Below are 15,623 nucleotides of genomic sequence, written 5' to 3'. Positions count from 1 at the left end.
CCCTTTTCCCACATCGAAATCCTCCGTTTGTTTCTTAGTCATGACTGGCAGGTCATTTCTATCTTATCACAAACGGAGGTTTCTTTCATCGGTTAACCTCTTTTGAACCACGCGACTATCGCGTGGTTTTCCTTTGACAAAGAAAAGGTCTCATCTGCGGATGAGACCTTTTGTTATGCCGCTGTTTGCCGCGGCCCTATTTCAGCATTTCCCTGCGGGAGCGCCAGTCCGGCATATAGCGTTCTATCAGCGCGTAAAATCCGCGCTGATGGTTGCGCTCCTTCAGGTGCGCCAGCTCGTGCAGCACGACGTATTCGACCGCTTCGGGCGGGTAAAGCATCAGCGTGTATGAAAAGTGGATCGTGCCGTCCGGCGAACAGCTGCCGAGCCGCTTTTTCGCCGAGTTGACCTTCACCGCCTTCGGCTTCAGACCGGTAAGCGCGATATACTTCTCAAGCAGCGGCGGCAGTTCTTTTTCCGCCTCCGCGCGCAGTAACGCGGGGTCGGCGTCGACGGGAAAACGGAGCCGCGCGTTGCGCTCGCGCTGCGCCTGCAGGTGCTTCTCTATCCAGCCGGAGCTGCGTTCGACGAACGCCTGCACCCGCTCGTCCGAAAAGCGCCGCGGCACGCGGACGGTGACGGTCAGGTCCCGCGATATTTCGACCGACGCGGTGCGGCGGTCGCTTCGTATCACCTTTACGTCCATATCAGCCCTTGAAATACCTCACCGCCGAGGCGAACATTCCGTTCTCGCGCGTGTGGGGTATGTTTTTGTAAAGCTTGCCGTAAACGCGTTCGCTGTGCCCCATCTTGCCGAAAATGCGGCCGTCGGCGGAGGTTATGCCCTCCACCGCCCAGTAGGAACCGTTGGGGTTGTATTCGATATCGCCGGAGGGCGTTCCCTCCGCGTCACAGTACTGAGTCGCGATCTGCCCGTTATCCGCGAGCTCGCGAAGCAGCGGCTCCGGCGCGACGAAGCGGCCTTCGCCGTGGGAAACGGGAACGAGATGGACGTCGCCGACCTCGCAGGCGGAAAGCCAGGGCGAAAGCGCGGACGCGACGCGTGTCAGCACCATACGCGACTGGTGTCTGCCGATAACGTTGTAGGTCAGCGTCGGGGAGTCGGCGGTCGCTTCTCTGATGCGGCCGTAAGGCAGCAGGCCGAGCTTTACGAGCGCCTGGAAGCCGTTGCAGATGCCGCCCATAAGTCCTTTGCGGACGTCGAGCAGCTCGCCCGTCGCTTCGCTGACGGCGGGGCTGCGGAAGAACGCGGTGATGAACTTGCCGCTTCCGTCCGGCTCGTCGCCGCCGGAAAATCCGCCGGGGATGAATATGATCTGCGACCGCGCTATGCGGCGCGCCGCTTCCGAAGCGGAGGCGGCGATATCCGCGGCGGTGAGGTTGCGCAGGACGAAGACGTCCGGCTCCGCGCCCGCCTTCTCAAAGGCGCGGGCGGTGTCGTATTCGCAGTTCGTGCCCGGGAAGACGGGTATGAAAACGCGCGGTTTCGCGGTCAGCACCGCCGGCGCGGCGGCGCTTCTGCCTTCATACGCAAGCACGGGCGGTTTTTCCGCCGGCGCGGCGAAGCTGTGGAAGACGGATTCGAGGCGGCCCTCGTAGAGCGCTTCAATTTCGCTTAAACCGGCTTTTTCGTTTCCGTACGCGATCGCGTATTCGTCTGTAATAACGCCGAGCAGCGAAATTTCAAAGCCCTCAGCGGCCCGCGGCTCGAAGCCGTCGGCGACTTCGAGAATGAAGGAGCAGGCGTGCGGCGCGAAGGGATCCGCGCCGTCCGCGAAGGCGAAGCCGAGGCCGTTGCCGAAGCAGCACTTCATCACGCCCTCGGCGGCGCCCTTGCCGCCTATGACGTAGGCGGAAACCGCCTTCTTATCCGCGATGAGCTTTTCCGCATAATCGAACGCGGCGGTCAGTCCCGCGGCGGTCGGTCTGCCGCCCTCTTCGTCCGGACGGAGCAGGAAGACGCGCGCTCCGGCGCGTTTGAACTCCGGCGCGATGACGTCGAACTGAACGCCGGACGCGACGGCGAATGAAACGAGCGTAGGCGGAACGTGGAGCTTCTCAAAGCTGCCGCTCATCGAGTCCTTGCCGCCGATCGCGGCAAGGGAGAGGTCTATCTGCGCGTCGAGCGCGCCGAGCAGCGCGGCGAACGGCTTGCCCCAGTTTTCGGGCGCCGCGCCGAGCCGCTGAAAGTATTCCTGGAAAGTAAGATGCGTATTCGCGCGTTTGCCGCCCGCGGCGATGACCTTCGCCATAGACTGCGCGACGGCGGTATATGAGCCGGCGTAGGGATCGCGTTCGGTGCGGTACGGCTCGAAGCCGTACGCCATTATCGAGCAGGCGTCGGTCTCACCGTCCGCCGGAAGCAGCGCCGCCATCGCCTGCGCGGGAGTGCGTCTGCGCTTTCCGCCGAAGGGCGAAAGCAGCGTCGCCGCGCCTATGGTCGAGTCGAAGCGCTCGGAAAGTCCGCGCTTGGAGCAGACGTTGAGGTCCGAGGCGAGCGCCTTGACGCGCTCCGCGAAGCCGCCTTCGGCAGGCGCTTCCGCTTCGGGCGCGGGAGCGTCCACCCTGACGGACGTGTATTTCGGCGCGCCGCTGGAATTGAGGAACTCGCGCGAGATATCGACTATGGTTTTGCCGCGCCATTTCATGACGAGGCGGGGTTCGGCGGTTATCTCCGCGACCTGCACGGCTTCGAGGTTCTCGCCCGCGGCGAGCTCGAGGAAGCGCGTCTTGTCCGCGGCCGCGAGCACGACCGCCATACGCTCCTGCGATTCGCTGATCGCGAGCTCGGTGCCGTCGAGCCCGTCGTACTTCTTCGGAACGAGGTCGAGGTTGATCTCCATGCCGTCAGCGAGCTCGCCGATGGCGACGGATACGCCGCCCGCGCCGAAGTCGTTGCAGCGCTTTATCAAACGCGCGGCCTCGCTGTTGCGGAAGAGGCGCTGGAGCTTGCGCTCCTCGGGCGCGTTGCCCTTCTGCACCTCCGCGCCGCACTGCTCGAGCGAGGCGACGGAGTGGGATTTTGACGATCCGGTCGCGCCGCCGCAGCCGTCGCGGCCGGTTCTGCCGCCGAGCAGGATCACGACGTCGCCCGGGGCGGGAACTTCGCGCCGCACGTTGCGCGCGGGAGCCGCGCCGACGACCGCGCCGATCTCCATGCGCTTCGCGGCGTAGCCGGGATGGTATATTTCGTCAACGAGCCCGGTCGCGAGCCCGATCTGGTTGCCGTAAGATGAATATCCCGCCGCCGCTTCGGTAACTATCTTGCGCTGCGGCAGCTTGCCGGATAGCGTTTCCGATATCGGAACGGTCGGGTCGGACGCGCCGGTCACGCGCATCGCCTGGTATACGTAAGCCCTGCCGGAGAGCGGATCGCGAATCGCGCCGCCGATGCAGGTGGCGGCTCCGCCGAAGGGCTCGATCTCGGTCGGGTGGTTGTGCGTTTCGTTTTTGAAGAGCAGCAGCCAGTCCTGCGCCTCGCCGTCGATGACGGCTTTTATCTTCACCGTGCAGGCATTGATCTCCTCGGATTCGTCAAGGTCGGTGAGAAGGCCCTTGGCTTTCAGATATTTCGCGCCGATAGTCGCGAGTTCCATCAGCGTAACGGGTTTCGTCCTGCCGAGCTCGCGGCGCATATCCTCAAAGCGCGCGTAAGCCGCCGCGACGGCGGGATCGGCGAGCTCGACGCTCTCGATGACCGTGCCGAAGGTGGTGTGGCGGCAGTGGTCGGACCAGTAGGTATCGAGCATACGCAGCTCGGTAAGCGACGGATCGCGCCCTTCTCCGCGGAAGTAGTCGCGGCAGAAGGCGATGTCCGCCGAATCCATCGCAAGGCGGTAGTCGGCGATGACCTTGTCGAGTCCCGCGTCGTCAAGCCGCGTGAAGCCGTCCAGAACCGCGACGTCCGCGGGCGCGTCGGCGTCCATACGCAGCGTATCGGGTTTGCCGAAGGACGCCTCGCGGCTCTCGACGGGGTTGATGATGTACTTTTTCACCGCTTCGAGCTGAGCGGGGGTGACGTCGCCTTCGAGCAGGTAGACCTTGCCGCTTCGCACGGCCGGGCGCTCGCCTCCGCAGGCGAGCTGGATGCACTGCGCGCAGGAATCGGCGCGCTGATCGAACTGCCCCGGCAGGTATTCGACGGCGAACGCCGTGTATTTCCCCTGCGGCAGTTCGAACAGGATATCGTCCGTCTGCGGCTCGGAAAAGACGGTCGTCAGGCAGGCGCGGAAATCCGCTTCGCTCATACCCTCCGCGTCGTAGCGGTTGAGCAGGCGCACACCCGTGACGGAGGTCACGCCGAGCAGTTCTCTTATATCCGAAAGCGTCCGCGCCGCCTCCGCGGCGAAGCCGCGCTTTCTCTCGGTGAAAACACGATATACCATAATCTTCTCCCGTTATTCGGCGGCCTTAAGCGCTCTCGCGCCTATGTCGCTCCGCTTATACATATTTTCAAAGCTGATATTATCCGCGGCGGCGTAAGCCCTGTCGAGCGCCTGCCGCAGCGTGTCGCCGACGGCGGTCACGCCCATAACTCTGCCGCCGGAGGTGACGAGTCCGTCCTCCGTCAGCTTCGTGCCGGCGTGGTAGACGACGGCGCCGCCGACGTCGCCGATCGTGATCGGGCAGCCCTTCTTGTACGCCTTCGGGTAGCCGCCGGAGGCGAGGATCACGCAGGCGGCGCGCTTATCCGAAAAGGATACTCTTTCCTCCGCGAGCGTGCCGTTACGGACGGCGAGCATTATCCGCGCGAGGTCGCCCTCCAGCAGCGGAAGCACTACCTGCGTTTCGGGATCGCCGAAGCGGCAGTTGTATTCGATGACCTTCGGGCCGTCTTTCGTTATCATCAGTCCGAAATAGAGGCAGCCCTTGAAGGGGCGGCCTTCGGCGTTCATCGCCGCGACGGTGGGCAGGAATATGCGCTCCATGCACTCCTTCGCGACGGCGTCGGTGTAGTAGGGGTTGGGCGCGACCGTGCCCATGCCGCCGGTGTTCAGGCCCTTGTCGCCGTCGAGGGCGCGTTTGTGATCCATCGAGGACACCATCGGCACGATCGTTTTGCCGTCGGTGAAGGCGAGGACGGAGACCTCCGGCCCCTCGAGGAACTCCTCGATGACGACCGTTCTGCCGCTGTCGCCGAACGCCTCGCCCGACATCATCGAGCGGACGGCGGCGAGCGCCTCTTCCCTCGTAGCGGGAATCACGACGCCCTTGCCGAGCGCGAGCCCGTCCGCCTTGACGACGAAGGGCATGGGCGCGGAGGCGGCGTATTCGAGCGCCTTTTCGCAATCGGTGAACACCTCGTAGCGCGCCGTCGGGATGCCGTATTTCTTCATCAGCTCCTTGGCGAACGCCTTGCTGCCCTCTATCGCGGCGGCGGCTTTGCAGGGCCCGAAGGCGGGCACTCCCGCGGCCTCGAGCAGGTCGACGGCGCCGGCGACGAGCGGGTCGTCCGGCGTCACGACGGCGAGGCCTATCCCCTTTTCGACCGCGAAGTCGCGGATCTTCTCCAGCTCCATCGCGCCTATTGGGACGCATTCGGCGTCCTGCGCGATGCCGCCGTTTCCGGGCAGCGCGTATATCTTATCGACAAGCGCGCTTTCGCGCAGCTTCTTTATCACGGCGTGTTCTCTGCCGCCGCTTCCGACAACGAGCACCTTCATTACCGGCTCTCCTTTGGTTAGTTTATCAGTGGTGGAACAGGCGGACGCCGCTGAACGCCATCGTCACGCCGAAGCGGTCGCAGGTCTCGATGACCTGTTCGTCGCGGATCGAGCCGCCGGGCTCGGAGATGTACTGCACGCCGCTCTTGACGGCGCGCTCGATGTTGTCGCCGAAGGGGAAGAACGCGTCGCTGCCGAGCGAAACTCCCTTCACGCCGTCGAGGAACCCGCGCTTCTCCGCGGGGGTAAGCGGCTCGGGCTTGCGGGTGAAGCACTCCTGCCAGACCCCGTCGCCGATGACGTCTTCGTAAAACTCTGAAATGTAAACGTCGATGGCGTTGTCCCTGTTCGGGCGGGCTATATCCTCGCGGAACGGCAGAGCGAGCACCTTCGGATGCTGGCGCAGATGCCAGTTATCCGCCTTCGTGCCGGCGAGACGGGTGCAGTGGATGCGCGACTGCTGACCGGCGCCTACGCCGATCGCCTGACCGTCCTTCGCGTAGCAGACGGAGTTGGACTGGGTATATTTCAGCGTGATGAGCGCGAGGATAAGGTCGCGCTTCGCGCTCTCGGGGAACTCTTTGTTGGCGGTGACTACGTTCTCAAGCAGCTTTTCGCTTATCTCGAGGTCGTTTCTCCCCTGCTCGAAGGAAACGCCGAAGACCTGCTTGACCTCCGTTTTCGGAGGAACGTATTCGGGGTCGATCTTCACGATATTGTAGTTGCCCTTGCGCTTTGATTTCAGCACCTCGAGGGCGTCGCCGTCGTAGCCGGGGGCGATCACGCCGTCGGATACTTCGTGCTGAATAAGCTTCGCGGTGGAAAGGTCGCAGACGTCGGAAAGCGCGATCCAGTCGCCGAAGGATGACATTCTGTCCGCGCCGCGCGCTCTGGCGTAGGCGCAGGCAAGCGGCGAAAGCTCGCCGTCGCCGGTGAAGTATATCTTGCGGAGCGTATCTGAAAGCGGAAGGCCGACCGCCGCTCCGGCGGGGCTGACGTGTTTGAAGGACGCCGCGGCGGGAAGCCCGAGCGCCGCCTTCAGCTCCTTGACGAGCTGCCAGGAGTTGAACGCGTCGAGGAAATTGATATAGCCGGGCCTGCCGTTGAGTACTTCAACGGGCAGCTCGCCGCTCTCGACGAATATACGCGCGGGCGACTGGTTGGGATTGCAGCCGTATTTCAGGGTGAACTCTTTCATTTTCGCTTCCTCCGTTTATCAATACTTGTTGATGATCTTCGTTTCGCCGATTCCGTTTTTGGAGCTGACGTATCTGACGAAAAGCGAGACCTTGTTGTCTTCGTTGAGATTCTCCCAGAGGATCGAGGTGAACTCCTCGATGCTGTCGGGGATGCGCACCTCGACGGGATCTCCCGAGAAGGAGGGGATCGGCGAGCCGTCCGAATCGTAGGTGTGGATTATGTGTCCGGCGCCCGGAACGGGCGCGTAATCGCGGTAAACGCGCTCGCATTCGCCGTTTTTGCAGCGCAGGATGCTGAGCTTATAGGAGCCGTCGCTTTCGTCGAGCATACCGCTGATGCGCGGGGTGAAATTCGGCTCGTCCGGCTCGTAGCAGCGGGTGTCGAGCGCCTGCTCGAAGGTCTTGCCGTCCGCTATGAAATCATAGATCGTATCGGTCTGGTCGCCGTTCGTAACGATCAGCTTGTCGCCGATGACTCTGACCGGCGAGTATATGATGAGCGACGGATCGACAAGCTTGGAGGGATCCTTCGCCTCGGTGCGTATGCCGTCGCCGTCCGCGACGAAGACGCGGTTGCGGCTGTTGACGCTGCGCCCCATGATGAAGTACGCGACAGCGGCGCTGCCGTCGGAAGTTCTGCCGATGATTATCCCTCTGCCGGGATAGGCGTTTGACGATAAGTACTCTTTCAGTTCAACCATTGTTTTGCTCCTTTCTCTCCCGTCAGCGACGGGCTTCACTCAGGCATTTTTCAAGCGCGAGCGGAAGTATCTTGTGCTCCGCAAGGCGCATAACACGCTTCTGCAGCGTTTCGGCGGTATCGTCCTCGCGGATCGCGACCGCCTTCTGCGCGATTATTTCGCCGCCGTCGGGTATCTCGTTGACGAAATGCACCGTCGCGCCGGTGACCTTCACGCCGTAGTCCAGCGCCGCCTGATGCACCTTAAGGCCGTAAAATCCCTCGCCGCAGAAGGACGGGATGAGCGCCGGATGGACGTTGATTATCCTTCTCTCATAGCGCCGGACGAAATCCGCGCTGAGTATCTTCATGAAACCGGCGAGGACGATGAAATCCGCCTTCGCCTCCTCTATCGCGGCGATGATGCTCTTCTCGAAATTTGCGCCCTTCTCCGCGACGAAGGTCGGGATATCCGCCTTCTTCGCGCGCGTAAGCGCGTACGCGTCGGGGTTGCTGGAAACGACGAGCACGATGCGGCCGCTCCTGATTATCCCCTTCTTCTGCGCGTCTATAAGCGCCTGCAGGTTCGTGCCGCCTCCGGAGACGAGCACCGCGACTCTTCCGTCAGTCATAGCAGTTTCTCCTTATTCGATGACGACGCCGTCGCCCTCGGCGACCTCGCCGATGACGTACGCGTCCTCGCCCGCGTTTTTCAGCACGCGCAGCGCCCCGTCCGCCTGCGCGGCGGGAACGATGACGCTCATGCCGACGCCCATGTTGTAGGTGTTGAACATATCGCGCTCGGGGATACCGCCCTTCTCGGCTATGAGGCCGAATATGGGCGGAACGCGCAGCGAAGCGCGGTCTATCCTCGCGCATTTGCCGTCCGGCAGCGCGCGCGGGATGTTCTCGTAGAAGCCGCCGCCGGTGATGTGGGAAACCCCCTTGACGTCGACGGAGCCGAACAGCGCGAGCATCGGCTTTACGTATATCTTCGTAGGCGTCAGCAGGCATTCGCCGAGCGGCTTGCCGAGGCGGTCGGCGTAGGCGCCGAGGTCGGCGCGTTCGACGTCGAAGACCTTGCGAACGAGCGAAAAGCCGTTCGAGTGGACGCCCGAAGACGGCAGCGCGATGATAACGTCGCCGGTTTCGACGCGCTCTTTGTCGATTATCCTGTCCGCGTCCGCGACGCCGACGCAGAAGCCCGCGAGGTCGTATTCGTCCTCGGGGTAAAAGCCGGGCATTTCGGCGGTCTCGCCTCCGATGAGCGCGGCGCCGGACTGCACGCAGCCCTCCGCAACGCCGGCGACGATATCCGCGACGCGCTGCGGCACGTTTTTGCCGAGCGCGATATAGTCGAGGAAGAACAGCGGCTTCGCCCCGCAGCAGATGACGTCGTTGACGCACATCGCGACGCAGTCGATGCCGACGGTGTCGTGCTTATCCAGCAGGAACGCCAGCTTCAGCTTCGTGCCTACTCCGTCGGTGCCGGAAACGAGCACGGGGCGCTTCATACCCGAAAGGTCGGGCTGAAACAGGCCGCCGAAGCCGCCGAGTCCGGAAAGCACGCCGGGAGTTACCGTGCGCGCGATGCTGACCTTCATAAGCCGGACGGCCTCGTAGCCCGCGGTTATGTCGACTCCCGCGTTTTTGTAGCTCTCGCTGTAGCTCTTTTCCATATTATCACTCCGAAATCTTTTTCTCGAAACGGAAGCTCTTCTGCTCCTTCGGGACGTCTATCGGGTATTCGCCGGTGAAGCAGGCGTCGCATATCTCGAGCTTGGTGTTGTACGCGAGCTTGGGCATATCCTCTATCGCGAGGTAGCCGAGCGAGTCGGCGACGACGATCTTCGCGATCTCTTCGACCGGATGCTTGCAGGCGATCAGCACGTCCTGCGAGTCGATATCCGTGCCGAAGTAGCAGGGATAGAGGAACGGCGGCGAGGAGATGCGCAGATGCACCTCTTTCGCGCCCGCGTCCTTCAGCATCTTGACGATGCGGGCGCTGGTGGTGCCGCGCACGATGCTGTCGTCGACGAGGATGACGCGCTTGTCCTTAACGACCGCGGAGACGGCGTTAAGCTTGATCTTGACGCGGTCCATGCGGTAGTCCTGGCCGATGTCTATAAACGTCCTGCCGATGTACTTATTCTTGATGAGCCCGACGGCGTAGGGGATGCCGGATTCGTTCGCGTAGCCGATCGCGGCGTCTATGCCGCTGTCCGGCGTGCCGATGACGACGTCGGCGTTGACGGGATGGCGCAGGGCAAGCATCGCGCCCGCGCGGCGGCGCGCGATATGCACCGAGCTGCCGTCGACGACCGAGTCGGGACGCGCGAAGTATACGAATTCGAAAACGCAGAGCGATTTTTTGCCTTCTATGCAGTTGCTCTTGTCGGAGCGGACGCCGTCTTCATCTATTATCACGATCTCGCCCGGCTCGACGTCGCGGAGGAACTTCGCGCCGACGGAGTCGAGCGCGCAGGTCTCGGAGGCGACGACGTACATCCCGTCCTTCCGACCGATGCAGAGCGGGTGGAAGCCCATGGGATCGCGAGCGGCGACGAGCTTGCGCGGCGACATGAGCAGGATCGAATACGCGCCTACGAGCTGTTTCATAGTGGCGGAGACCGCGGCTTCGATCGAGGGGGCGTTCATCCTCTCCCTTGTAACGACGTAAGCGATGACCTCGGCGTCGCCGGTGGTGTGGAAGATAGAGCCGGTACTCTCAAGCTTTTCGCGCAGCGCCATGGCGTTGGCGATATTGCCGTTGTACGCGAGCGCCATCGACCCTTTGATGTGATTTATCTGCACGGGCTGCGCATTCTTGTTTCCGCTGCTGCCGGCGGTGCCGTAGCGGACGTGGCCGAGCGCCATACTGCCCTGCCCGAGCGATTCGAGCACCGGACGCGTGAAGACGTCGTTGACGATGCCGGCGGCCTTGTAGCCGTTTATCACGCCGTCGTCGTTGACGTAGATACCGCAGCTCTCCTGCCCTCTGTGCTGCAGGGCGAAGAGGCCGTAGTAGCAAAGCCCCGCGACGTCGGTCTTTTTGTCGGCGTAGACGCCGAATACTCCGCATTCCTCATGGATCTTGTCGAACATATGTAACCTCACTTTTAGATCTGAACAGACGGATAATTACTCCGAGAAAACGCGCTTCAGTATCTCGTTATAAGCGTCCTCGACGCCGCCGAGATCTCTGCGGAAGCGGTCTTTATCGAGCTTCATGCCGGTGGCGATATCCCAGAAGCGGCAGGTGTCGGGCGAGATCTCGTCCGCGAGCACGATGCTGCCGTCGGAGGTGCGGCCGTATTCGAGCTTGAAGTCTATCAGCCGCACGCCGAGCTTCTCGAAGAAGCTGCCGAGCAGCTCGTTGATGCGCAGCGAGTAGCCGGCGATGAGCTTCAGCTCCTCCTCGGTGGCGTATTCCATCGCGAGAATGTGATACTCGTTCACCATCGGGTCGCCGAGCGCGTCGTCCTTGTAGCAGTATTCGAGCACGGTGCGCTTCATCGGAGTTCCCTCCTCGAGCCCGAGGCGCTTCGCGAGCGAGCCGGCGGCGATGTTGCGCACGATGACCTCGAGCGGAACGATCTTAACGCGCTTGACGAGAGTTTCGCGGTCGTTCAGCTCCTCCACGAAGTGAGTGGGGACGCCGTTGGCCTCGAGGTATTTCATCAGGCGGTTGGTGACGCGGTTGTTGACCACGCCCTTGCCGACAATGGTGCCCTTTTTCTCGCCGTTGAAGGCGGTGGCGTCGTCTTTGTAGCTGACGATGAGCAGGTCGGGGTTCTCGGTGGTAAAGACCTTTTTGGCCTTGCCTTCATAGAGCTGCTGAAGCTTTTCCATAGTTGTTTCTCCTTTATATCATTCTTTTATATATCGAGTTCGGCCGCGAGGATCTTTTCGCGGTCGGCGGCGCGCTTCGCCTCAAGCTTCGCGGCGAGGGAGGCGTCGGTGACGGCGAGGATCTGGACGGCGAGCAGCGCGGCGTTGACCGCGCCGTCGATGGCGACGGTGGCGACGGGCATTCCCGCCGGCATCTGCACGGTGGAAAGCAGCGCGTCCATGCCCTCGAGCGCGGACGTCTTAACGGGTATGCCGATGACCGGAAGCGTCGTTCTCGCGGCGACGGCGCCGGCGAGATGCGCGGCCTTGCCCGCGGCGCAGATGAGCGCTCCGAAGCCGTTTTCGCGCGCGGATGCCGCGAACGCGGCGGCTTCGTCGGGAGTGCGGTGCGCGGAGAGCACCTTCGCTTCGTACGGGACGCCGAACTCTTTCAGCGTTTTCGCCGCCGGCGCGACCTTCTCGAGATCTCCGGCACTGCCCATTATGATACCGACCTTCAACATATCTGTTCCTCGCTTTCAGATCAAAAATGAAATATAAAAAGGCGTGCACTTATCCGTGCTACGCCTTTACAGACCTGTTTTATTATGGAGGCACCCCTGCCCTTTACGGAGGGACTCGTGACCGGGCGTTACGGGTGCAGTCGTGCCCGTTCCGCAGCATACTTTTGACACACAGGCCGGAACAGTTCTCAACGACACCACCCCTTCGGAAAAACATCCCGTCATTATGATATTATTATACATCACGGCAACCGGCTTTGTCAACTAACCGATATGTAAAATTGATTCAATATTTTGCGTCGTTTTATGTTTATTTTGCCGCCGGAACACAAAATAAAGGACAGCCCGTTCTTCTGTGAACGGGCCGCCCATTATCTGATTTCAGCACAAAAAGGTTCTTCTGCCGCAGCGATTTATCCGAGAGAAGTCTCGTCCGCCAGCTTCGCTGCGACGCGGAGGATCGCAAGCGCGTCGTCGACCTCGATTTTGCCGTTGCCGTCAATGTCGCAGGTCGCGAGGAGCTCGGGTGTGGGTTCCGCGAGCTTCGCCGCAACGCGGAGCGCGGCAAGCGCGTCATCGACTTCGATCTTGCCGTTGCCGGTCGGGTCGCCCTTCTTGTTCGCGGGAGCCGGGGGCTCGACGCCGCCGGAAATCGTGAAGTTGACCTCGGTGCTGTTTGCGCCGGTGCCGACGGTGAGCTTGTGTCCGCCGTTATAGACGATCGGTGTTCCGAAGACGTAATACTCGCCGTCAAGCAGCGCAACGCCGTCGCTCCACTGCGGAATGAAGCCGGCTTCGTAATCCTCGCCCTCGGTGACGTTGAGGATCTCGGGCGCTTCCGGAACGGCGTTGGTCGTGCCGGTGTATGCGCAGATGTTCGTAATCTTGATCTCGAACCCTTCGCAGACCTCGCCGGTGACCTCGAAGTAATAACCGTCGATATTGTTCAGCGCGATGGAGCCGGTGCTGTCGTCCGGAGTGACGAGCAGCGAGTTGATCGGTACGTATACCCTGCCCTTGCCGGACGCAGGGATGCGAACCGTGTCGGCGCACTTGTTGAAGTGCTTATCGGCGGTGCGGTTCAGCACGCCGAAGGTCAGAAGCGCGTCCTTCGTCAGCGAGAGGTCGTTGACCTCGACGTCGAAGAAGAAACCGGTTATCTTGCTCAGGTCGCCGACCAGCGCGGACTTCTTCAGCGGACGGGTAAGGTAGTCGTTAAAGAAAGGATAGAATCTCATGGCGGCATCGTCGCCGGCGGCGATGTATCTGAGCACCTTCATCGAAAGTGCCTGGACGCCGTCGGAGTTCTCGGCGAGCGAGTAGGCGACGCCGGAGGAACGGTACGCCATACAGTAGTCGAGATCGAAGGGCGTGTAATCCTCAAAGGAATAAATCGCCGTGTCGTTGATCGTCTTGGGGCTGATCGCCTTGAGACCCGTTACGGCGGACTGGAAATCGGCAAGCAGCTCGTCGGCGTCTTCATTGCTGATAGCGGTATCCATAACTCTCGCATAAGCATCGATGGCTCTGTTGAGTTTGGTGCCTGCGGAAAGTGTGTAGTTGCCGTACCAGAAAGCGCCAGCGGCCTTGTAGGTCTCGTGCAGATCCTTCATCTTGCCGTAGTCAGCGGATCCGATCGGGACAAGCGCGTTGCGCGCGGTTTCGATCGCAGAGACCGCATCGACGACGTCTTCGTCGGTAGCGCCGTAGACGTCGGGCAACATCGCCGCTTTATCGATGGCGGCGACGTATTCTTCCCAGCCGGCGGGGTAGAAATTGGTTTCGCCGAGCTCTTCAAGCTCAGCTCTCGCGGCTTCGGCCGCCTCGGCGGCGGGGGCAAAGTCGGCATCGTTTATCGCCCACTCGAATGCATAAAGGTCTCTGATTCGGAACTGCTCCTGCGTAGAATCGGCAAGACGCAGTTCAAAGTAGTCAAGCTGATCGAGCCAATCGTAGATATCCTCGTCGTCCTCCTCGTCATAGAACGCGGACCACGCGACGCTGACGAGGCCCTCTCTCTCGGGTGCCTCGGGGAATTTGACGTCGGGATTGGCGGCAATGAAATACGGGCCGTCAGTGACGCCGACACCGAGCTGAATGTCGGTGGGCTGATAGGTCCCTTCATATTTGAGGGTGAAGCAGAAACCGGCGGTATTGCTCAAGTCGGCGCCGAAGGGATTCTTCACCGCTTCGTACGAGCCGCCGCCGTCAATAGCGGAGATGAATCGGCTCCAGCCATAATCGGGAGCGCCGGTGCTCGCGGTGCTGATGATAACAATATCCGTGCCGTCTTCGGCTTCCTCGAAATAGGCAACGTCCGTGCAGACGCCGCCGTCGGCCATTTCGAGCAGATCGTCATCGTCCCAGACTTCAAAGCCGGCGATCTCGGTAGAAGACTTGGCGGGGAACATCGGATCAAGCCCGTCTATGGCGCAATTGAGTCTGCGCGCCGCGAAGTCGATCTCCGTCTGGGTGAATTCGTCGCCGCTTGTGAACATTTCAACGGCCTCGAGGTAGACCTCGGTGGCGGCCATATATGACGCCTCGGTGTAAGCGTCGGGATTGAGAGAATCGAAACGGGATATCGCGTCGTCGAGACTGTCGACGAAAACACGGGTGTCTTTATATCCCTTAATGTCGGCAATGTAGATCTCGGTGCCGACGGAGACGTTAAGGAAGCAGACCGTGATACCGTTCATTGTCTCCCTGACTTTCTCGGGGATGGGTTTCAGGTTGGTTTCGCCGAAGATGCTGACGCTCTGGTTGATACCGTCGTCGTCAGTCGCCCACCAGTCGACCTGTCTGAAGTCCTCGTCAAAGTCGAAGAAGATATAGCCGTCGGCGTCGGTGCCCTTGCTGGTACTCTCGTATCTGTAGCCGATCGGAGCGTCGCCGAGCTCGTTAGTTCCGTCGTCAAGACCCTTGTTGTAGTCATAGAACGGGCCTCTGCATTCCGCGAGGAACATCTGCATCTTCATCTTGCCCTCGTATCTGCCGCCGGCTCCGCCTACCCAGAAGCAGATGCCGTCGCTGTCGGCAAAAGTCTTGTCGCCGACGATGCTCTTGCCGCCGGGAAGACTCATTGCGCCCCAGGAGAATCCCGGTTCCTGCGTTGCGGTGTTCTTGTTGCGGAGATTGCCGGAGTTTATCGTCGCGGATCCCCAGGTCTTATCGACGCTCGTGATCGTGAATTTCACCGCGTCGTCGACGCCTTCCGGCAGGTTCTCCGTGCTGTGCACGGGCGCAGCGGTGTACTCCTCGTAGAGCGTCGCCAGCTCCTCGTCGGTCCAGACGCCGAAGCCGGGCATCTCAACGAATTCATAATAGTCGGGATGCGCCGCCGAAGCTATTATGCTCACGCTTCCGAGCGAGCAGACAACGGCGAGCAGCATGCAGGCGGTAAGCAGTACCGCCAAGCTCTTTTTCGCGGTGTTCTTCATAATTTGCCTCCGAAATCTTATATTTCTGCGTGTCGGAGCGAAACGATACGCCCCGATATCATACACTATTTGAGTTTATCATATAAAAGGCAAAAATGCAAGGAAATTGTGATATTTCCGTTAAGAAATAAATATCCCCCCGTAAAACGGGGGGTATTTCATTTTCGGGCATAGCCCTTATAATACTGGCGACGCACAAGTGCGTTTTAGATTGGCCTGCCAGCCATGCATCTGTTACTTACTACCCATAAATGGGTCCCGTGGGT

The 15,623-nt window shown here is 61.1% G+C and carries 11 protein-coding genes; all 11 read right to left on the bottom strand.

Annotation, left to right across the window (positions count from 1 at the left end; genetic code table 11):
• Positions 1–196: 196 nt before the first annotated feature.
• The 11 genes from IJL83_00270 to IJL83_00220 all read right to left on the bottom strand — a co-directional run bounded on the left by IJL83_00270 (position 197) and on the right by IJL83_00220 (position 15,357).
• Positions 197–706 (bottom strand): M48 family metallopeptidase, encoded by a 510-nt coding sequence (locus tag IJL83_00270; protein ID MBQ6552047.1) that lies wholly within the window; start codon positions 704–706, stop codon positions 197–199.
• 1 nt (position 707) lies between these two features.
• A complete protein-coding gene (locus tag IJL83_00265; GenBank protein ID MBQ6552046.1) occupies positions 708–4,406 on the bottom strand; it encodes a phosphoribosylformylglycinamidine synthase in 3,699 nt (1,232 codons plus the stop codon).
• A gap of 12 nt (positions 4,407–4,418) precedes the next feature.
• Positions 4,419–5,684, bottom strand: a complete 1,266-nt coding sequence (gene purD / locus IJL83_00260; protein MBQ6552045.1) for a phosphoribosylamine--glycine ligase — start codon at positions 5,682–5,684, stop codon at positions 4,419–4,421.
• 25 nt (positions 5,685–5,709) lie between these two features.
• Positions 5,710–6,882 (bottom strand): phosphoribosylaminoimidazolecarboxamide formyltransferase, encoded by a 1,173-nt coding sequence (locus IJL83_00255; GenBank protein MBQ6552044.1) that lies wholly within the window; start codon positions 6,880–6,882, stop codon positions 5,710–5,712.
• A gap of 18 nt (positions 6,883–6,900) precedes the next feature.
• Positions 6,901–7,584, bottom strand: a complete 684-nt coding sequence (locus IJL83_00250) for an IMP cyclohydrolase (GenBank protein MBQ6552043.1) — start codon at positions 7,582–7,584, stop codon at positions 6,901–6,903.
• A gap of 22 nt (positions 7,585–7,606) precedes the next feature.
• Entirely contained in the window at positions 7,607–8,194 is a 588-nt protein-coding gene (locus IJL83_00245; protein ID MBQ6552042.1) for a phosphoribosylglycinamide formyltransferase, read from the bottom strand.
• 12 nt (positions 8,195–8,206) lie between these two features.
• Entirely contained in the window at positions 8,207–9,241 is a 1,035-nt protein-coding gene (locus tag IJL83_00240) for a phosphoribosylformylglycinamidine cyclo-ligase (protein ID MBQ6552041.1), read from the bottom strand.
• A 4-nt stretch (positions 9,242–9,245) separates the two neighbouring features.
• Entirely contained in the window at positions 9,246–10,667 is a 1,422-nt protein-coding gene (locus IJL83_00235) for an amidophosphoribosyltransferase (GenBank protein ID MBQ6552040.1), read from the bottom strand.
• A gap of 36 nt (positions 10,668–10,703) precedes the next feature.
• Entirely contained in the window at positions 10,704–11,414 is a 711-nt protein-coding gene (locus IJL83_00230; GenBank protein MBQ6552039.1) for a phosphoribosylaminoimidazolesuccinocarboxamide synthase, read from the bottom strand.
• A 26-nt stretch (positions 11,415–11,440) separates the two neighbouring features.
• Complete coding sequence (gene purE, locus IJL83_00225; GenBank protein ID MBQ6552038.1) at positions 11,441–11,917, bottom strand: 5-(carboxyamino)imidazole ribonucleotide mutase; 477 nt, start codon at positions 11,915–11,917, stop codon at positions 11,441–11,443.
• Positions 11,918–12,330: 413 nt separating this feature from the next.
• Positions 12,331–15,357 carry a dockerin type I repeat-containing protein gene (locus IJL83_00220; GenBank protein MBQ6552037.1) on the bottom strand — a complete coding sequence of 1,009 codons (3,027 nt, stop codon included), beginning with the start codon at positions 15,355–15,357 and terminating at the stop codon, positions 12,331–12,333.
• Positions 15,358–15,623 lie beyond the last annotated feature (266 nt).

Source organism: Clostridia bacterium (assembly GCA_017438525.1).
GTDB lineage: Bacteria > Bacillota > Clostridia > Oscillospirales > RGIG8002 > RGIG8002.
Note: the sequence above shows the minus strand (reverse complement) of the source record. Positions and strands in the feature narration are given on the sequence as shown.